Origin of the sequence: Candidatus Pelagadaptatus aseana (genome assembly GCF_040362265.1) — a bacterium.
GTDB classification, from domain to species: Bacteria; Pseudomonadota; Gammaproteobacteria; order Pseudomonadales; family Cellvibrionaceae; genus Pelagadaptatus; species Pelagadaptatus aseana.
Map to the genome: position 1 here is coordinate 1 of NZ_BAABNJ010000001.1, position 19,681 is coordinate 19,681.

Here is a 19,681-nt window from a genome sequence, read left to right on the forward strand (position 1 = left end):
GCATGAACATCATCGACACCCCAGGGCACGTTGACTTCACCGTTGAAGTGTATCGCTCCCTGAAAGTGCTCGATGGCGGTATCGGTGTATTCTGTGGTTCCGGCGGTGTTGAGCCGCAATCCGAAACCAACTGGCGCTACGCTACCGAATCCGAAGTTGCTCGTTTGATCTTCGTAAACAAGCTGGACCGCATGGGTGCTGACTTCTACCGCGTTGTTGATCAGGTTAAGAAAGTTCTGGGCGCTAACCCTCTGGTTATGACCCTGCCTATCGGTATCGAAGACGACTTCACCGGTGTTGTTGATGTACTGAGCCAGAAGGCCTACATCTGGGATGACTCCGGTCTGCCCGAGAACTACGAAGTAGTCGACATTCCAGCCGACATGGTTGACGACGCTGCCGCTTACCGCGAAGAGTTGATCGAAACCGCTCTGGAGCAGGACGACGATCTGCTGATGGCCTATATGGAAGGTGAAGAACCAACCATGGAGCAAATCAAAGAGTGTATCCGTAAGGGTACCCGCGATCTGGCCTTCTTCCCGACTTACTGTGGTTCCGCCTTTAAAAACAAAGGTATCCAGCTGGTACTGGACGCCGTTGTTGACTACCTGCCAAGCCCAACCGAAGTTGACGCTCAGCCTCTGACTGACGAAGAAACCGGTGAGCCGACTGGCGATGTAGCCACTGTATCTGTTGACGAGCCTTTCCGTGCTCTGGCGTTTAAGATCATGGACGACCGTTTCGGCGCCCTGACCTTTATCCGTATTTACTCCGGCGTACTGAACAAGGGTGACACCATCCTTAACTCCTACACTGGCAAGACAGAGCGTATCGGCCGTATGGTTGAGATGCACGCCGATGAGCGTACCGAGCTGAGCTCTGCTCAGGCTGGCGACATTCTGGCCGTTGTCGGCATGAAGAACGTTCAGACCGGTCACACCCTGTGTGATCCAGCCAACCCTTGTACTCTGGAACCCATGATCTTCCCTGAGCCAGTAATCTCCATTGCTGTATCTCCGAAAGACAAAGGCTCCACCGAGAAGATGGGTGTTGCTATCGGTAAGATGGTTGCAGAAGATCCTTCTTTCGTTGTTGAAACTGACGAAGATTCCGGTGAAACCATCCTCAAAGGCATGGGCGAACTGCACCTGGACATTAAAGTAGACATTCTGAAGCGTACCTATGGCGTTGAGCTGGAAGTTGGTCAGCCTCAGGTTGCTTACCGCGAGACCATTACCGCTCCTCTGGAAGACAGCTACACTCACAAGAAGCAGTCTGGTGGTTCCGGTCAGTTCGGTAAGATCGATTACCGCATCAAGCCTAATGAGCCAGGTGTTGGCTTTACCTTCGAATCAACCGTTGTGGGCGGTAACGTACCTAAGGAATTCTTCCCTGCGATTGAGAAGGGCTTCAAAGGCATGATGGAAGAAGGCCCTCTGGCTGGCTTCCCAATGCTGGACGTACACGTTGAACTATTCGACGGTGCTTACCACGCAGTTGACTCCTCTGCCGTAGCGTTCGAAATCGCTGCTAAAGGCGCTTACCGTCAGTCCATGCCTAAGGCTGGCCCTCAGCTGATTGAGCCAATCATGAAAGTTGACGTATTCAGCCCAGAAGACAACGTAGGTGACGTAATTGGTGACCTGAACCGTCGTCGCGGCATGATCAAGGATCAAGAGCCTGGTACCACTGGCGTACGCATCAAGGCAGATGTTCCTCTGTCCGAGATGTTCGGCTACATTGGCCACCTGCGCACCATCACCTCTGGTCGTGGTCAGTTCTCCATGGAGTTCAGCCACTACCTGCCATGTCCGCAACAGGTTGCAGACAAGGTGATCGAGGAAGCCAAAGAGCGTAAAGCCAACAAGTAATTGTTAGCTTAGCCTCACAAAAAACCCGCAAGCGAAAGGCTGCGGGTTTTTTATTACCCCTAAAATAATAAAGGCCGGATAATCTCTTATCCGGCCTTTATTATTAAACTTAAAGAATTACGTTAGCTGGCAAACTGCACTACCCGCATTTCATAGAGTGCATCAAAGAATGCCTGACGACGTGCACGCATAGCGCGCTTGGCTACCTCCATCTCCAACTTGAGCTTATCCAGCTTTTCTCTCAGCTCAATGGTGGGCAACTGCATTTTCTCCAGCTTGATCTTTTCCGCTTTAAAAGTTTCCCAGCGCTGAGTTGCCTCCACCCAATCGTTACGCAACCCATCCAGCTTGGCCTCCCACTTCTGCCACAAAGGGTTCTGGGTGCGCGCCTGAGCCCGATTAAGCTGGCGACGCGCAATAATCTCCGCTTCCTGACGCTTGCTGGCACGATGGAGCCCCTTGACCAAACCCAGAGCATTAAGCAGCAAAATCACATAACGGGTTGGGTCCAATAACCAACCGGACCAGCCAAAACCATTGCGGTAATCGCGACCAAAATCGTGATGATCCGCATGATGGTTGCCCTCACCCATGGGCCCCATCCAGATGTAATTGTTCTTGGCCGAACTGAAGGCTCCGCGGGTAAAACCCCACATGTGAGTCACACTGTTTACAGTCCAGGTATTGTGCTGACACAGAATAAAGCCGCCCACAGAGGCCATCAGCATGCAGAAAGCACCAACAAAGCCCGCCAGCCAGAAACCCACAGCGAGAGGCACCAGAAAGTTCAGGACTATCAGCAACGGCAAGTAAAGCCGCTCTTGCCACAACAGGGGAGCAGAATTCTTACTGGCATAAGCCCGCTCCGACTCTTTGGATTCTGGATGGTAAAAGAAGTAAGTCAGCATGTGAGACCAAAGAAAGTTTCTCCAGCCCGTGGTAAACCAGGTAGCGCTGTATGGGTCTAACTCATGCTTGCCGGTGCGATCAACACTGTGATGAATCACATGATTGGCCGCCCACTGACGGGCACTGCCCTGCATCGCCAGAATCTGACCAATAAAACCAAACACAATATGTACTGGCCAACTGATGTAGCGAGCCGCACCATGGGCAATCAGGCGATGGGAATAGACCGTAGTCGACAGAGAACCAACAAAAGCATGCACCAGAGTCCAACCCAGCATTAGCTTCCACAACCCCTCTGGGGCAAAGTAATAGGCCAAGGGGGTGGCCACCAGCAGGACAAAATGGGTAATGGTTATAAAAGAGGCTGTAACCCAGTCAATCCGGAAGCCGTGATCGAACAACTCCCCGATAGTGCGGTACATGGGTTCAGGTTTATTGGTTGATTGCTTCATCAAATCACCGTGACTAATTTCTAATTTCCGGCCATCTTAACGACCCAGCCGTCGAATTCAAATACATTTACTACCAATGACTAGTTTAGGACCTACCAGCACCATTTTGAGCCCTACTTGACCCGCACTCTGATAGAATATTCGGCTTTTGCAATGATCGTATTTCCACCATGCTTTCAGATGAATACCAGCAGCGCTTCGGCGGTATAGCCAGACTGTACGGACAACGAGCGCTCAACCACCTGCACGACAGTCACTTTGCAGTCATAGGTATAGGTGGTGTAGGCACCTGGGTGGCCGAAGCACTGGCACGCAGCGGGGTAGGGGAAATCACGCTGGTGGACATGGATGACATTTGCACCACCAACAGCAACCGCCAGATTCACGCCATGCAGTCCACCATAGGTCAGCAAAAAATCCAGGTGATGGCGCAGCGACTGCAAGACATCAACCCTGAGATCACCGTGCACGCCATTGACGATTTTCTGGAAACCGACAATCTGGAAGACATTCTGGGAGAACAGCTGGATCTGGTAGTAGACGCCATCGATGCCGCCTATGTTAAGGCCGCCATGATCAATTACTGCAAACGCCGCAAAACACCGGTCATCACCGTGGGTTCGGCCGGCGGCAAAACCGATCCGCGTCAGATTATCAGCGGCGATCTGGCCAAAACCCACAACGACCCGCTACTGGCCAAAACCCGCAACAATCTGAGGCGCCTGCACGGGTTTTCACGCAACCCCAAGCGCGTATTTTCCATCGAGGCCATCTACTCCACCGAGCAAATGACCTACCCGGATGCAACCGGAGGCACCTGCCAGAACAAAAGCGCATTGAGTGAAGGCACAAAACTGGACTGCAGCGGCGGCTTTGGTGCCGCCACCATGGTGACCGCCACCTTTGGCATGGTGGCAGCAGCCCGCGCCATAGAAAAGTTTCTGACTAGGCAAACGGATTAATCAAAGAGGAACCACGGCCAATGCAGGACACCTCAGGGTGGGCCTCCATATGCTTTGCCAGTGAATAGACTTCACTCTCATCCACATCCACCAGCATGACATGCTGACCCTTCTCCAAAATGGGCTCAAACTGTTCGAGCTTGTAATTTTTACGCTGCATGCCGATCAATCCGGCTTCCCAGGTAAAAATGCCCAGTACCAGAGCCGCCAACAACAATACCGCCGGCAACCCTATGGCCTGATGCGCACCACTGAGCACCAGAAACGCCACTACTGCAGCACTTACCAAAAGACCAACCAGAGCGCCGCGCTCTGCCCAATGAACACTATCGGAACGCAACAGGGACGGCACCGAGTGCACATGCAGACGATCCATTTCAGGTTCGTTATGACTCAACACATGGATATGACGTCTGGGAAAGCCGTCATGTTCCAACTCTCTTTCAACCCGCTCAATATCGCGCAAACTGTCGCTGCAATAGTAATATCTCAACATCACTGCACCTCTCTGCCCCCAGAGCCTGTTTTGGGAAAGCCACCAAAGCTGTTTTATCTGGTTAGAGTTATACAGGTTTAGAGTAAATAGCCGGACAGGAGTTCGCCTGCCGTTTGCAACAATTAGCGATAAACAGCAAAGCCAAAGGAAGAAATGCCTACAGCAATCAGTTGTGATTTTTTGCGAACTGCTGCTGGTATTTTTTAGTGAGCTCCAGATAGCGAGCGGTCATACCCACATCTTCATAGAGCGGGTTACCCTCTTCGTCATGGCCTGTCACCTGGGTTCCAGCCTGATAGGGAAAAACTGCAGCCACCTCGTCCAGAGCCACCGATAACAGATCGGTGACAATGTCCTGCTCCCGGCGCTGAGGAAACAAATCACACAAAGCTTTTAACTTGGCACTGTCCGTTACAGAAAGATCAACGGTCAGCTGTTTAATGGTTCCTTCTCGTTCAGGCAACTGCCCCCAAACCTTAACGAGTTCACGAATCGACATCATAGGATACGGCCTCATTTTCACACCCTTTTACAGTGTAGATGAGGCCTGACCAGCCACAAGCATCACAGCCTAAAAAACGCTACGCCGTCACAAACTCAATGACGCGATCAACCAGAGCACGAAAACCATTGGCCCGGGAAGGGCTCAGGTACTTTTCCAGACCCAATTGCGCAAATGCCTCATCGAAATCTATCGCCGCAATATCCTCTGCGGTTTTATTATTCACAAACAACAGCAAGAGAACCGCCAATCCCTTGATTACGCGGGAGTCGGTATCGATTAAAAACTGATGCTTATCATCGCGCTGACGGTGACACATCCAAACCTCGGACTCACAGCCATCCACCCGATTTGCCTCGATGCGAATTGCAGGTTTGGCGGCCAACAATTGTGACCATCGGGTGAGCTGACGATAGCGTTTCTGCCAGCTTGCCTGTTGACGCAAGTCATCCAGATTGGCCACCGACAAATTATCCAGCGACCACAGGTCATCCGCTCCGGCCATCACCGCTCTGTCGCCGTCAAGACTATCCGGAAAGGATTTCAACGCCTCAATCAGCCGATCAACATCCTCCCGATCATTGTAAGCGGCCAGAGAAACCCTGAGACTGCCGCCAAACCCCAGATCATCCATTAAGGGCTGGGCGCAGTGATGCCCGACTCTGACGGCGATGTCTTTTTCATCCAGCCAGACACCCAGATCGGTCATGGTAATGCGCTGTTCGTCGCTGGCCACAATCGCCGCCACACCGACATTACTCTGGTATTCGCTCAGCAGGCGAATGGGCATTTCCCGGGTCAGTGCTTCCAGCTCGGTATGCAGATAGCGGTTCAGCAAGGCCTCATAAGCTGCCATCGCCGGCCGATCCAGCGACGCCAGAAAAGCAAGGCAGGCACTCAGACCCGCCAGAGCCGCCAGAGAAGAAGTTCCTGATTCAAAGCGATGCGGCGGAAGTGCATACTCACTGACATCACGCTGCACCCGGGTAATCATCTCACCCCCACCCTGCCAGGGCGGCAGCTGCAGCAAGCGCTGATAACGACCGTAAAGAAAACCGACACCGGTCGGACCATAAAATTTATGCGCCGAACCCACCAGGTAATCACACCCGAGCTGCTGCACATCCACCATCTCATGAGCCAACAGCTGGGAGGCGTCAACCACCAACTGACAATCCGCTGGCAACTGTGCCCGCACCGTATCGATGGGCAATTTGAAACCCAGCGCATTGGACGCCGCGGTAATCGCCACTACCCGGGTTTTCTTGGTGAGCAATTCAGATAATTTGTCCAGCTGCGGTTTGCCCGCCAGATCCGGCAGAAAAATCAATTGGGCTCCGCAGCGTTGCGCCAATATTTGCCAGGGGACCAGATTGGCGTGATGCTCAGCTGCAGACAGAATAATTTCATCACCCGCCTCCAACTGCTGGGCCAAGCCATTGGCCACGATATTCAATGACTCGGTTGCCCCACGGGTAAACACCACCTCCTCAGGACGCGAGGCATTGACGAAATCCTGCAACTGACTGCGAACCCGCTCCACCATCTCGGTCGCCTGTCGCGCCAGACGATGACTGGAACGATGGGTATTGGCGTTATAGCGACTGTAAAAGTCGGTAATGGCATCGATCACAACCGCAGGGCGCTGGGTTGTCGCAGCATTATCCAGATACACCAACCCGGCATTTTCCGGGTGACTGAACAATGGAAATTGTTGCTTAAACGCTTTGGAGTCGAACATGAAAGGTGAGGCCAGAAGACTTTAAAGCCGTATCATAAACCAAATTGAGACAAGCCAAACAGTCTGCGGGCATTGGCGGTTGTTTGCTCGGCCACCCGCTCCAGATCGACGCCCTGTAACTGCGCCACCTGCCCGGCAATCAGCGGTAAATTCAGCGGCGAATTGGGCTCACCCTGCATGCCATCGAGAGGCATGTCCGGGGCATCGGTCTCAAGCAGCAAGGATTCCAGCGGCATTGCCGATATTGCCCTGCGGGTCTTGGCAGCGCGCTCATAGGTAATGGTGCCGCCAACACCTATATAAAAGCCCTTATGCCAGTACTGTGACGCCAATTGCGGACTGCCAGAAAAGCCATGAATGACACCGCCGTATTCCGCAGGCAATTCAGTCAGACACTGCAACACCTGATTATGAGCAGCATAACCGTGCACAATCAGCGGGAGCCGATTGGCGTTGGCCAACTCAATCTGTGCCTTAAAGAAATCCTGCTGGATATCCATAGGGGTTGCGCGTTTGCCGTCCAGGCCGCATTCGCCGACGGCCACTACCGAATAGCGATCAATAAATGACTGCAGACGATGCTGCAGGGATGCAACAGCACGATCGAGACCATCCAGCCACCAGGGATGCACCCCGGCAGCAATACCAATCCGACAAGAATCGGTTTGAAAGCTTTCCTGCAGGGCGACCAGATCAGACCATTGTTCGGGCTCGACACCGGGTACGATAATGGCTCCAACCCCTTCAGACACACACTGTTCCAGCAGCCATTCACGCTGCTCATCAAAGGCTTCGAAGTCGAGATGACAGTGACTGTCTATCAACATGTGATTTCTCACACAGCCGGCCGATCAATCGCGAACGACCGATCCCCAAAGATCGTATTCATCGGAGTGCTCAATCAATACCTGCACCCGATCACCAACCGCCACATCAAATTCACCATTGAGATAAACCAGACCGTCAATTTCCGGGGCATCGGCGTAGCTGCGGCCAATGGCACCTTCGCCATCCACCTCATCAATCAGCACTTCCAGTGTGCGGCCGACCTTCTGTCGCAGCCGCTCGGTACTGATGCGTTGCTGGGTTGCCATAAAGCGTTCCCAGCGGTCCTGCTGAACCTCTTCCGGCACGTGGTCTGGCAGATCGTTGGCAGGCGCACCATCCACTGGCGAATACTTAAAACAGCCCACCCGATCCAGCTGAGCCTCTTCCAGAAAATCCAGCAGGATTTGAAAATCTTCTTCGGTTTCACCGGGAAAGCCCACCACGAAAGTAGAGCGGATGGTCAGATCCGGACAGATCTCTCGCCACTTTTTGATGCGGCCCAACACTTTTTCACTGTGTGCCGGGCGCTTCATTAACTTGAGAATACGAGGGCTGGCGTGCTGAAACGGGATATCCAGATAAGGCAAAATCTTGCCCTCGGCCATCAGCGGAATCACCTTGTCTACGTGTGGGTAGGGATAGACATAGTGCATCCGCACCCAGACACCCAACTCGCCTAACGCCACGGCCAAATCCTGCATGCGGGTTTCCAGCGCCTGACCCTTCACAAAGTCGAGCTTGTACTTGGTATCAATACCGTAGGCACTGGTATCCTGAGAAATCACCAGCAACTCTTTGGCGCCACCGGCCACCAATTTTTGCGCCTCTTCCAGCACCTCGCCGATGGGGCGACTGACCAGATCCCCACGCATCGCCGGGATAATGCAAAAACTGCAGCGGTGATTGCAGCCTTCGGAAATTTTCAGATAGGCATAGTGCTGCGGAGTCAGCTTGACCCCCTGAGGTGGCACCAGCTCGTGGCGGAACGGGTTTTGTTCCTGCGGCGGCACAAACTCGTGCACCGCATCCATCACGGTATCGTAATCCGCCGGACCACTGACACTGAGCACGCCGGGGTTGGCCGCCTTGATGGCCTCGGCATCACTGCCCTTACCCATACAGCCGGTCACAATGACTTTGCCGTTTTCCGCCATGGCCTCTTCAATGGCCTCCATCGATTCCTGTTTGGCCGAATCGATAAAACCGCAGGTATTGATCACCACCACATCGGCATCGTCATAACTGGGCACAACATCGTAACCCTCCAATTTTAATTTGGTCAGGATACGCTCGGAATCGACCAAGGCCTTGGGACAGCCCAGGGAAACGAAGCCAACGGTTTTGGTTTGGGATGAGTCAGTCATAGGAAGCTTGCTGGTTGCCTGCTGGCAGGCTAGTTGAAAGTGGCTTGCATTATACGGGAATAGTCTGACGGCAGCGAATAACCCATATCCGCCCACCCCTCTTTTATTGCCTTGTTGACGGGGTACAAATACCGGAAAATGTTATATTATATCATAACGAAAACAGACTCAGTTCCCCGGCACCTTATTATCAACGGAGCACCCTGACCATGAATCGATTACCCGTCACCGTACTCTCAGGCTTTCTCGGAGCCGGCAAAACCACGGTACTCAGTCATATTTTGAACAACCGTCAGGGCAAGAAAGTCGCAGTGATCGTTAATGACATGAGCGAAATCAACATTGATGCCGCCACAGTCCAGAGCGAAGTATCCCTGAGCCATCAGGAAGAAAAACTGGTTGAAATGAGCAATGGCTGCATTTGCTGTACCCTGCGCGAAGACCTGTTACTGGAAGTCAACAAGCTCGCTAAAGACGGGCGATTTGACTATCTGATGATTGAATCAACCGGCATTTCCGAGCCCTTACCCGTTGCCGAGACCTTTACCTTTGCCGACGAAGACGGCATGTCATTGTCCGATGTTGCCACTCTCGACACCATGGTGACGGTGGTGGATGCCGTTAACTTCCTCAGGGACTACGACGAAGCCAAATTTTTACAGGACACGGAAGAATCTCTGGGTGAAGAGGACGAGCGCAGTGTTGCAGACCTGCTGATTGATCAAGTGGAGTTTGCCGATGTGCTGCTTATCAGCAAAACCGATTTAATTGAGCCCCCGGAACTGGAGCGGCTGACCGCCATACTGAAAACCCTCAACACCCACGCCCGAATCATTCCCATCGCCCATGGCAAAGTCGATATCGAGGACGTGCTCAACACCGGCTTATTCAATTTCGACAGAGCCCAACAGGCACCGGGCTGGCTGAAAGAAATGCGGGGCGAGCATGTTCCGGAAACCGAGGAGTATGGTATCGGCAGCTTCAGCTATACCGCGCGACGCCCTTTTTACCCGGAAAAGTTCCACCAGCTGCTTCATAACACAGAGCCCTTTGGCAAACTGATTCGCTCCAAAGGTTACTTCTGGCTGGCCACCCGCCCTGAATTTGCCGGCCAGTGGAGTCAAGCTGGCGGCATTGCCCGCTATGGCTTTGGCGGCATGTTCTGGAAGGCCGTACCCAAACAGAACTGGCCTCAGGACGAAGACTATCTCGCATCGATCGAGCAAAACTGGGTCGAACCCTTCGGTGACATGCGTCAGGAACTGGTATTTATCGGTCAGGGACTGGACCAGCAGGCCATGACCCGCGCACTGGATAACTGTTTGCTGTCCGACGATGACATGATCAAAGGCAAGGATTACTGGATCAGTCTGCCCGACCCCTTTCCCGAATGGACTGAAAGCGCATAAGCGCGACCGCAAACCCAACCACTTAATTGACCAGCGACTTAACTGAGAGGACATGCACTTGGGCCAGCCAGCAACTTACGAGAACGGCTCTGCAGCGACGACTGCAGAGCAGCCGCCATACCCGCCTCAGGACCCAATGGCACTTACCGACATCTACCAAGCCGATACCAACATCGCCATCTGGGAGCGCAATCTCGAACCACAACTGATGGCAGAGGTTGAAAACTTTTTGGCCTGCAACAGCCGCTTTCAACTGTCTACTGTCATCAGCCCTGATAGCGCCTACCAAGCCATTTACAAGGCTCTGGGCAACCGCGATGAATATCGTCTGCTGAGTGAAGACATCGCCCAACTGGTCGACATGTTTTGCTGCCTATTCGAACTGGAGCGTGTTGGCTTAAGACTGACGGTACTGGATCGCGCCATGTGCCCGAGGTTTCATGTCGATCGAGTCCCCTGCCGGCTGGTTACAACCTATCAGGGTATCGCCACTGAGTGGCTGCCTCACCAAGCCGTTGACCGCAGTAAACTGGGCATGGGCAATGGTGGCAAGCCCGATGAGATTTCGGGATTAATAAAACAGCCAGACTCAATCAAAAGGCTCAATGCCGGCGATATCGGCCTGCTCAAAGGGGAGCTTTGGATCGATAACGAAGGGGCCGGACTGGTGCATCGCTCGCCTGCTGTTACAGAGGGCGAGCGACGCCTGCTATTGACACTGGATTTCAACTAATTCCCCGGGCCAACAAGCTGCCTCGTAAGACAAAACGCCGGGCCGCATAATACGGCCAGTGTTTCTAGCTGCTCAAAACCTCTATTGGCCCATGATCATCACAATGACCATTGTGCACATGATGCAGCCTGCCATCGACGATGTAATCAATGTGATCACCATGAGGCACCGCTTCGTGACCACACCCCGGACCATGTACATGCTCACCGCAGGAATGCACAGGCGCACAAGCATCGGGATTGGCGTCACTGACCTCGATCACATGTTCGTCGTAATGATTTTCGTGCGGATAGTGCAAATGCCCATCGTGCAGATAATCGACATGATCACCATGACGTATGGCTGTGTGCCCGCAGCCGGGACCATGGGCATGCTCAGGATGAGTCGCTGTATGAGAACAAGGCATGGTAAGAACCTCCGAATAAAAACGTGACAAACCAACCTTGTCAGCATAGACCAGGAATGCGTCAAGCAGCCCCTGGCCCTGCATAAAAACAACCACCTGCCACTGAAAAGCCCCTAGATAAAATTACCATTTCGATAATCCGCCAAAGCCCGCTCAACATCCTCCATGGAATTCATCACAAAAGGACCGTATTGAACCACCGGCTTACCAATCGGCTTACCGCCTAGTAGCAATAGCCTCGCGCCCGCCTCACTCGCTGCCAACCTGAGCGGGCCAGCTCCTTGATAGATACCCAGCTGGCGTTGACTGAGCTCAACCGTCCCACCCGAATAAACGTAAACCATAATGGCCTGATCCTGACTCAACTCAATATCAATGGTTTGCGTTGCGGTCAGGCTTACATCCGCCAATAGCGGGCGGGTGGAGCGCTGTGGCAACGGACCTGACAGGTTCTCACCATCAACCACAAGATCGCCGGCAATCAATCGCACACCCCCTCCTTCTGGCAATACCTTTTCGGCAATATCACCACTGGCAATCTCCTGATAAGCCGCCGGCTTCATTTTTTCCGCCGCAGGCAAGTTGAGCCAGAGTTGAAATCCGTGCAACAACCCCTGCTGCTGTTCCGGCATTTCCGAGTGCAGCACCCCGGCTCCGGCCGTCATCCACTGCACATCGCCCGCACCAATTACCCCCTCATTGCCCATATGATCTCGATGGCGCATGCGCCCGGCTTTCATGTAGGTAATGGTTTCAAATCCCCGATGAGGATGCTCGGGAAAGCCGCCCACATAATCGGCCGCATCATCGGAGTTGATCTCGTCAATCATCAGAAACGGATCCATCCAGGTATTGAGCGATGCCCCGGCCACACGGTGAATTTTTACGCCCACGCCATCACTGGTAGCTTTGGCTTCAATGCGTTGTTGCAGGCGCTTCACTGGGCACCTCCCGGCGCAGGCGAAATATGTTCTCGACCGTGGCTCGAGGTAAAATCCTGCGCCGGCCCCACCGGCACAATGCCGGTCGGATTGATGGTGCGATGACTGGCGTAATAATGGGTTTTAATGTGCTCAAAATTGACGGTATCGGCCACGCCCGGCACCTGATACAACTCCCTCAAATAACCACTGATGTGAGGATAATCCGCCAACCGCTGCCGGTTGGTTTTGAAATGGCCGAAATACACCGCATCGAACCGGATCAGTGTGGTAAACAGGCGCCAATCCGCTTCGGTTAAGCGTCCCCCCAGCAAATAACGCTGCTGCCCCAATCTCTGCTCCAGCCAATCAAGCGATTCAAACAGGCGATAAAAAGCCGCCTCATAGGCCTCCTGCGTGGTGGCAAATCCGGCGCGATAGACCCCGTTATTGATGGTGTCGTAGATGCGATCGTTAATGCCATCAATCTCTGACCGCAGCGACTCAGGGTAATAATCATCAGAATTACCCGTCAGGTGATCAAAGGCGGAATTAAACATGCGAATAATTTCCGCCGACTCATTACTGACAATGGTCTCGGTTTGCTTGTCCCACAGCACCGGGACAGTAACCCGTCCCTCGTAACTGACATCGGCCCTGAGATACAACTGATAGAGAAATTCGTGACCGTTCAGCGGATCGGTCATTTCCCAACCGTTCTCCAGCATCACCGGGTTGACCACGGTGACATCAATATAATCATCCAACTGCTTTAACTTGCGAAAGATTAGAGTGCGATGAGCCCAGGGGCAGGCCAGGGAGACATACAAATGATAACGTCCCTTCTCGGCTTTAAAACCGGTTTGTCCCTGTGGTCCAGGACCACCATCGGCGGTTAACCAGTGCCTGAAGCGGCTCTCCTGGCGGCGAAATTCGCCGCCACTGTGCTTGGTGTCGTACCACTGATCGACCCATTTACCCTGTTGTAATAAACCCATGACAACCTCCTATTAATGCTTAGGTTTAACGATCTACCTAACTCTCAGGCCACTTGACCTTGAGCGCCATCCGGCTGAGCCAGATGCTCTTGCACCAAGCGCTGATGCACCACTCGATCAATACTGAAACTACCCGCTCCGCGCACGGCCAGACCGACACTGATAACCAACAGTGCCAAACCAAATTCGTAACCGTTATTGGTCATAAACAATCCGTTGGGCAGATGCACCACCACAATGGCAACCACCATGGTCGCAGCCAGGGCAATGGCTGCCGGTCGCACCAACAGGCCAATAATCAGCAGCAGACCACCAAAAAACTCGGCACTGCCTGCCAGTGCCGCCATCAGCAACCCGGGCTCAATCCCGATGGAAGCCATCCAGCCGCCAGTTGCCTCCAAACCATAACCCCCAAACCAGCCAAACAATTTTTGGGCGCCATGAGCGGCAAAGATAACGCCGGCGCCCAATCGCAATGGCAAGGTATCCAGTCCGGCGGTGGTGTGGGTGATATTTTTGAGTAACGTTTTCATGATCTGTCTCCAGCAACAATTAATGTGTTTCGTTTCGATACAGGAGTCATTCTAAGGACTCAAAAAATCTCAATAAGCCCCATTTTTTGTCTAGAATGTTCAAATTATTAGAACAATTAAGTTGAAGCAGAAATGAGCAAAAGCCCTATAACCATTGAAGTACTTGAAACCATGGACGCCATAGATCGGCGCGGCAGCTTCGCAAAAGCAGCAGAAGAACTGAACAAAGCTACGTCCGCTGTTTCCTACACCGTACAAAAGCTGGAAGAGCAACTGGATATCACCCTGTTTCAACGCCAGGGGCGTCGTTCCGTTATGACGCCCGCAGGCCGCCTGATGCTGGACGAAGGCCGTGAGATCCTCAAAACCACAGCCCGGCTGGCCAGCAAGGCACGCGAAGTCGCCACCGGCTGGGAGCCGCGCATCAGCATTGGCATTGAGTCCCTGCTGGACTACAACCGCTTTTTCAACGTCATTCAGGACTTCCTCAAAGCCCACCCATCGATCGAACTGGACATCCGCGAATGCGTACTCAATGGCGGTTGGGAATTGCTGGAGCAGAATCAGGTGGATCTGGTACTCGGCTCACCCGGGCCAGTACCACAACAAAAAGGCTACAGAGCCCTGCAGATAGAGCCCGGCGATCTGGTGGCTGTCATCGCCAGCAAACACGAAATGGCCTCACAACTCCAAGATGGTCAGACCCTGCAACATCAACTTGGCAGTGTCCGCCGGGTCATCAGCCACGACACCTCAATCAGCGACATACCCCGCAGTGCCGGATTCAGTAACGAGGGTAAAACGTTTTACCTACAGAATATGGATCAAAAAGTCGCGGCGATTATGGCGGGCATCGGGGCCGGCCATCTGCCTCGCCATCGCATCCAAAGTCAGCTTAACAGCGGTGAATTAATCGCCCTGGGCGAGCAACAGGCACCTCAGCCCGAGCAATATCTGGCGTGGAAGATCAGCAACAAAGGCCGGGGACTGCATCAGCTGAGTCAACAATTGACCACGGCCTTCTGCAACAGCACCCAAGATTAACCCATGGCACTCAGTGGCTCGACCTCGCCTGCCGATACACCAGAAAGGATGGCAAGGCAGCCACCAGAACGGTTGCCGCCATCACCAGCGACAGGTAGATCAGATTATTACCCGACAGGATATTCACTCCGATAAATAAACCAAAATCTGTCGCCAGATAATCACTGGCCAGCAACAGGCCAACAAACAAGCCCAAACCACCCAAAGCAATACTCAGCAAACTGATCAATACCGCCTCTAGTTCAATCAGAAGAAACAGAAACCCCGGCGGCGCACCAATCACGCGCAACAAATGGATCTCATTACTGCGCTCACGAATGGAAGCCATCATCATCGCACTCAATCCCAGCAGAGCGGCAATCAGTATCAGACCGCTGACCAGCCGCAGTGTATTCTCCAGCACCCCCATCATCTGCCATAACTCCGATAGTGCCACACCGGGAAGGATCGCAGACAGAGGCTCTTTGCGGTAGTTATTGATGTCGCGCTGGACCCGAAAGGTCGCCATGCGTGAGGTCAGGCCCAACATAATCGCGGTAATTTTTTCAGGCTGCAGCTGCTTAGAATCAACGGCTGCCGTCGAAGCGCCTCCGGGCAGCTTTACCCCCTGCTGCCAACCATCATGAATCGCCTCTATACCCGCCAAACTGACGTGCACGGTTTGATCCACGGGCGTACCAGTGGCAGCGAGAATACCCACCACCTTAAAGGGTTTATCGTCATGCAAACTGAAGCTGGTACTGGCCAGGCCATGGGCGACCACTATGTCATCACCCAGAGAGTAGCCCAGCTTACTTGCCACCTCTGCGCCCAACACCACATCCAGTACGTCACTGAAAGACTGGCCGGATGCAAACGACAACTTGCGTTTTTGGCCGTAACTGAAGTGTTTAAAATAGTCCGCCGTGGTGCCCATTACCCGATACCCTTTATGGGAATCACCCAGTGAGATAGGAATGGTCCAGTCAACTTTGGGATTGGCGGCAATGGCTTCGTAGGTACGCCAATCGATATTATTGGTGGGCGACCCCATACGAAAGACCGAATACAGCAGCAAATTGAGACTGCCGGTGCGCGCACCGACAATCAGATCAACCCCGGACACCGTATTACTGAAGCTCTGCTTGGTTTGGCTGCGAATATGCTCAACCCCCAGCAGCACAAACACACTCACGCTCATGGCCAGCACTGTCAGCAACACAGAGGCCTTGCGGTTGAGCAAACTTTTACAGGCAAGACGGAAAAACATCAGCTCATCACCTCCGTCCGGTTGATATCGGTCAGCGCATCTACGCGGTCAAAGTAACTGGCCAGCGACATATCGTGACTGACAAAGATCAGGGTGGTATTACTTCGCGATACCATGGCCATCAGCTCAGCCATAAAATGATCGCGATTCACCTGATCGAGGGAAGATGTGGGCTCATCGGCAATCAAAATCTCGGGCTTATTGATCATCGCCCGGGCAATGGCAATACGCTGCTGCTGACCAACACTGAGTTTGCCTACAGGCTTGGTCATATCTGACGGATCCAGGCCAAAACTGTTGAGCAAACCAGAGGCATTGGCCTGCAGCTCAGCGACAGACTGACCTTGGGAAAAGTGATTAGCCAAACGTATATTGTCTAGGGCATCGAGATAGGGAATCAGATTAAACTGCTGAAAAATATAACCGATATGTCGGGCCCGGAAACTATCCCGGCGGCGACGGCTCATACCATCCAGGCGTTCACCCAGCACCTCAACCCGCCCCTCAGTAGCTGGCAACATACCGCTGAGGATATTCAACAGGGTGGTCTTACCCCCACCGGATGGACCGTGAAGAAACACCTGCTCACCGCCAGCCACGCGCCAGCTATGGATATTAAGGGTTTGCTCGCCAGGAGACTCCGGGTAGCAGAAGCGAACCCCACTTAATTCAATTGTCATAACGTGTTTTTACGTTTCCTAAATCATTCAAACCAGAGGAATCGATTGCGAATCAATAATGAGACAAAGTATCATCATAGATTACTGAATGCCTAGATCTGGTGAACCTCTTGATGCCTGCCCGCCTAATCCCAAGCCGTCTTATTCAAAGCGCACTGTCAATTCTGACACTGGCCCTCTTCTGTTTTAACAGCGCAGTATCGGCGCCTGAAAAGCCCGGTGACGCATTCGAATTTGAAACTATTGAGTGGACTGACCTGATGCCGGAGGAGGATCTGGAAGCGTTATTGAACCCACCATCCTACATTACCGACATCGAAGACGGCTCGGCTGAAGACCAGATCAGCAGCCAGCTGCAAAGCACGATTGCGGCGGCTCAAGACGACCGCTATCAACAAGCCCTGATATCCACCAACATCCGCCCGGAGCTGGACGGCAAAACCGTTCGCATTCCCGGTTTTATTGTGCCATTGGAATTCAATGACGACGAAGTGATCACCGAGTTTTTTCTGGTCCCCTTCTTTGGCGCCTGCATTCACGTGCCACCACCGCCACCCAACCAGATTATCCATGTCACGTCCCAAGAAGGGCTCAAGCTGACTGCACTTTACGATCCGTTCTGGATTTCCGGCATCCTCAGCGCGTCCCTAAAAGAGAACGATATGGCCACGTCCGCCTACGCCATCGACATGATGAACTATGAGCCCTACACCGACTGACCACTAGTCGTCGAGACAGGCAAACAACCCCTCTTCCCAGGAGGGGTCAACCTCGAGAGCAATGATCTCGATTCGGCTCTCAAGACAATCGTCCAGCTCAATCTCGAGCAACGCATCACTGGTCAGGTTGTAACCGAACACACCCTCCCCGGTAATAAAAACCGCTTTCATACGCTCTGCCGTGATGCCACTCAAAAACGCATAGAGGCGACTGCGATCAAAGGTTTTGACGGGATCAAACCGCCAGCCCACACTCTGAAATCCCTCGCCCTGATTAACGGCCTTGAGGAATCCCTGTTGCGGTAAAGGCTGATCCGCCGCACCAACTCCAGATTCAGACTTATGGTGATGATGGTGATGCCCTGGCAACGTCATTGCGCTCGGCCCATCAAGTAATGCCAGCGATACCTTGCCCTGCTCACTGAAGACAACCGTCGCATCGAGCGCCGACTTATCGGCAATATAGTTTTCCAACAACTGAAAATGCTCGGGACTGTAGAGATCCTGCTTATTGCCAACCACCACATCCGCAATGGCAATTTGCTGATTAAAGGTGTCATGGCCGGTGTAGCGATCATCCTCCAACTTTCTGGCATCCACCAGAGTCAGTGTTTTTTGAATCGACAGCACCTCGCGGTAGTAATCGGCCGTCAACACCTCCAGCACTTCAACCGGATGCCCGAGACCCGTCGGCTCAATCAGTAAGCGATCGGGCTTGGCCCGGGTCAGCAGCTGATTCAGGGCAATCTGCATTGGCAAACCGGCCGCACAGCACATGCATCCACCGGGCACCTCACGGATATAGACCTGCTGTTCTTCACCGTGACGCCCCTGAAACAAACTGCCGTCAACACCGATTTCACCAAACTCATTAACCAGCACCGCCCATCGTTCATCGGTGGGTTTGGATTCAAGCAGATTCAGAATGGCGGAGGTTTTGCCCACCCCGAGAAAGCCGGTGATGATATTGGTGGGAATGGCTTTAATAGCAGTTTCAGATGCACTCATTGCGGCTGACTCATAATCGTTACACATTGATTGCCCAGATCTACTTGCAAATAAAAACAATTGGATCGACCTGTATGACAGGCTGCTCCAGTTTGATCAACCAGACACAGGATGGCATCGCCATCGCAATCGATCCGCATGGATTTCAGCAGCTGCACATGCCCACTGGTCTCACCTTTTGCCCACAACGCCTGACGACTGCGGGACCAGTAAATCATCCGACCGGCCTCCAGAGTCTTGGCCAAGGATTCCTGATTCATCCAGGCCATCATCAACACTTCACGACTGGTGGCGTCTTGAGTAATCACCGGAATCAGGCCCTGCGAATTAAAATTGAGCTCAGCCATTGCATCCTGCAGGGCCACACTTTCCCCAGCAGATAATCCCTCTATGGATTGGAAATAAATATTCTTCATGCGCCGATTAACTGCCTAAACCTTGGGAAGACTCTGCCTCACATTCACATTGTGATGTCTGGCACAAACGGTGATTAAACCAGTGCCCCACTGCGATAATCATCGCCCCCACCAGAGTCAATATTTTCTCGCCGGTTTCACCCAGAAAATCGTGCCCAAGCACAGGCACCGACAGCAAAATCGCCAACCCCAACCCACCCAGCATCAGCACCCGCAATTGCCGATGTTTTTTACAGCCCATCGCCAAAGCCAACACACTGGCCGGCACCACCGCTACCAAAAGCCAATTATGAAATGCTTCATCGCCCAGATTGAACGCCATTAACGAGGGCAATAGAACCAGCAACACCGGTACAGCCAGACAATGAACAACACAAACAAAAGAAAGACTGATTGCCGTTTTATCGGCAAAGGCTTGGATATTTATCATAACAATTCAAT

21 protein-coding genes are annotated in these 19,681 nt (G+C 52.9%); 6 read left to right on the forward strand and 15 right to left on the reverse strand.

Features of this window, described 5'->3' with window-relative positions; genetic code table 11:
* Positions 1-1,871 (forward strand): elongation factor G (gene fusA / locus ACPXV9_RS00005; protein WP_423893613.1); only part of this gene is annotated, 1,871 nt, incomplete at its 5' end.
* A 122-nt stretch (positions 1,872-1,993) separates the two neighbouring features.
* Here the strand turns inward: fusA and ACPXV9_RS00010 are convergent.
* Positions 1,994-3,232: a hypothetical protein gene (locus tag ACPXV9_RS00010; protein ID WP_423893614.1), complete on the reverse strand. Its 1,239-nt coding sequence runs from the start codon at positions 3,230-3,232 to the stop codon at positions 1,994-1,996.
* 170 nt (positions 3,233-3,402) lie between these two features.
* Here ACPXV9_RS00010 and tcdA point away from each other — a divergent pair, with 170 nt between their 5' ends.
* Complete coding sequence (gene tcdA / locus ACPXV9_RS00015) at positions 3,403-4,194, forward strand: tRNA cyclic N6-threonylcarbamoyladenosine(37) synthase TcdA (protein WP_423893615.1); 792 nt, start codon at positions 3,403-3,405, stop codon at positions 4,192-4,194.
* Here tcdA and ACPXV9_RS00020 read toward each other — a convergent pair.
* The 5 genes from ACPXV9_RS00020 to rimO all read right to left on the reverse strand — a co-directional run bounded on the left by ACPXV9_RS00020 (position 4,178) and on the right by rimO (position 9,125).
* The gene (locus ACPXV9_RS00020) at positions 4,178-4,690 is read right to left on the reverse strand and encodes a hypothetical protein (protein WP_423893616.1); all 513 of its coding nucleotides are present in this window, start codon (positions 4,688-4,690) and stop codon (positions 4,178-4,180) included. The genes tcdA and ACPXV9_RS00020 overlap by 17 nt on opposite strands.
* A gap of 166 nt (positions 4,691-4,856) precedes the next feature.
* Positions 4,857-5,207, reverse strand: a complete 351-nt coding sequence (locus tag ACPXV9_RS00025; protein WP_423893617.1) for a type 1 pili tip component — start codon at positions 5,205-5,207, stop codon at positions 4,857-4,859.
* A 64-nt stretch (positions 5,208-5,271) separates the two neighbouring features.
* Positions 5,272-6,933 (reverse strand): aminotransferase class V-fold PLP-dependent enzyme, encoded by a 1,662-nt coding sequence (locus ACPXV9_RS00030; RefSeq protein ID WP_423893618.1) that lies wholly within the window; start codon positions 6,931-6,933, stop codon positions 5,272-5,274.
* 32 nt (positions 6,934-6,965) lie between these two features.
* Entirely contained in the window at positions 6,966-7,760 is a 795-nt protein-coding gene (locus tag ACPXV9_RS00035) for a TatD family hydrolase (RefSeq protein ID WP_423893619.1), read from the reverse strand.
* Positions 7,761-7,784: 24 nt separating this feature from the next.
* Positions 7,785-9,125 (reverse strand): 30S ribosomal protein S12 methylthiotransferase RimO, encoded by a 1,341-nt coding sequence (gene rimO / locus ACPXV9_RS00040; RefSeq protein ID WP_423893620.1) that lies wholly within the window; start codon positions 9,123-9,125, stop codon positions 7,785-7,787.
* A gap of 209 nt (positions 9,126-9,334) precedes the next feature.
* Between rimO and zigA the strand changes: the two genes are divergently transcribed.
* A complete protein-coding gene (gene zigA / locus ACPXV9_RS00045; protein WP_423893621.1) occupies positions 9,335-10,534 on the forward strand; it encodes a zinc metallochaperone GTPase ZigA in 1,200 nt (399 codons plus the stop codon).
* Between the two features lie 58 nt (positions 10,535-10,592).
* Positions 10,593-11,267, forward strand: a complete 675-nt coding sequence (locus tag ACPXV9_RS00050) for a DUF1826 domain-containing protein (RefSeq protein WP_423893622.1) — start codon at positions 10,593-10,595, stop codon at positions 11,265-11,267.
* A gap of 64 nt (positions 11,268-11,331) precedes the next feature.
* Here the strand turns inward: ACPXV9_RS00050 and ACPXV9_RS00055 are convergent, their stop codons facing one another.
* The 4 genes from ACPXV9_RS00055 to ACPXV9_RS00070 all read right to left on the reverse strand — a co-directional run bounded on the left by ACPXV9_RS00055 (position 11,332) and on the right by ACPXV9_RS00070 (position 14,124).
* Complete coding sequence (locus ACPXV9_RS00055; RefSeq protein ID WP_423893623.1) at positions 11,332-11,673, reverse strand: hypothetical protein; 342 nt, start codon at positions 11,671-11,673, stop codon at positions 11,332-11,334.
* A 113-nt stretch (positions 11,674-11,786) separates the two neighbouring features.
* Entirely contained in the window at positions 11,787-12,614 is an 828-nt protein-coding gene (locus ACPXV9_RS00060; protein ID WP_423893624.1) for a pirin family protein, read from the reverse strand.
* Complete coding sequence (locus ACPXV9_RS00065; protein WP_423893625.1) at positions 12,611-13,591, reverse strand: glutathione S-transferase family protein; 981 nt, start codon at positions 13,589-13,591, stop codon at positions 12,611-12,613. The genes ACPXV9_RS00060 and ACPXV9_RS00065 overlap by 4 nt, the downstream gene beginning before the upstream one ends.
* A gap of 44 nt (positions 13,592-13,635) precedes the next feature.
* The gene (locus ACPXV9_RS00070; RefSeq protein WP_423893626.1) at positions 13,636-14,124 is read right to left on the reverse strand and encodes a DoxX family protein; all 489 of its coding nucleotides are present in this window, start codon (positions 14,122-14,124) and stop codon (positions 13,636-13,638) included.
* 132 nt (positions 14,125-14,256) lie between these two features.
* Here ACPXV9_RS00070 and ACPXV9_RS00075 point away from each other — a divergent pair, with 132 nt between their 5' ends.
* The gene (locus tag ACPXV9_RS00075; protein ID WP_423893627.1) at positions 14,257-15,168 is read left to right on the forward strand and encodes a LysR family transcriptional regulator; all 912 of its coding nucleotides are present in this window, start codon (positions 14,257-14,259) and stop codon (positions 15,166-15,168) included.
* Between the two features lie 10 nt (positions 15,169-15,178).
* Here ACPXV9_RS00075 and ACPXV9_RS00080 read toward each other — a convergent pair whose 3' ends face one another.
* Together ACPXV9_RS00080 and ACPXV9_RS00085 are read right to left on the reverse strand one after the other, a co-directional pair.
* Positions 15,179-16,417, reverse strand: a complete 1,239-nt coding sequence (locus ACPXV9_RS00080) for an ABC transporter permease (protein WP_423893628.1) — start codon at positions 16,415-16,417, stop codon at positions 15,179-15,181.
* Positions 16,417-17,097: an ABC transporter ATP-binding protein gene (locus ACPXV9_RS00085; protein WP_423893629.1), complete on the reverse strand. Its 681-nt coding sequence runs from the start codon at positions 17,095-17,097 to the stop codon at positions 16,417-16,419. Before ACPXV9_RS00085 ends, ACPXV9_RS00080 begins: the two co-directional genes overlap by 1 nt.
* Positions 17,098-17,210: 113 nt before the next feature.
* On the opposite strand from ACPXV9_RS00085, the gene ACPXV9_RS00090 reads away from it, so the two are divergent.
* Positions 17,211-17,816 (forward strand): DUF3299 domain-containing protein, encoded by a 606-nt coding sequence (locus tag ACPXV9_RS00090; RefSeq protein ID WP_423893630.1) that lies wholly within the window; start codon positions 17,211-17,213, stop codon positions 17,814-17,816.
* A gap of 3 nt (positions 17,817-17,819) precedes the next feature.
* On the opposite strand, the gene ACPXV9_RS00095 is transcribed toward ACPXV9_RS00090, so the two are convergent.
* From ACPXV9_RS00095 to ACPXV9_RS00105, 3 genes are all read right to left on the reverse strand, one after another.
* Positions 17,820-18,824 carry a CobW family GTP-binding protein gene (locus tag ACPXV9_RS00095; protein WP_423893631.1) on the reverse strand — a complete coding sequence of 335 codons (1,005 nt, stop codon included), beginning with the start codon at positions 18,822-18,824 and terminating at the stop codon, positions 17,820-17,822.
* Positions 18,821-19,171 carry a phosphoribosyl-AMP cyclohydrolase gene (gene hisI, locus ACPXV9_RS00100; RefSeq protein ID WP_423894309.1) on the reverse strand — a complete coding sequence of 117 codons (351 nt, stop codon included), beginning with the start codon at positions 19,169-19,171 and terminating at the stop codon, positions 18,821-18,823. Before hisI ends, ACPXV9_RS00095 begins: the two co-directional genes overlap by 4 nt.
* A 76-nt stretch (positions 19,172-19,247) precedes the next feature.
* Complete coding sequence (locus ACPXV9_RS00105; RefSeq protein ID WP_423893632.1) at positions 19,248-19,670, reverse strand: MerC domain-containing protein; 423 nt, start codon at positions 19,668-19,670, stop codon at positions 19,248-19,250.
* Positions 19,671-19,681 lie beyond the last annotated feature (11 nt).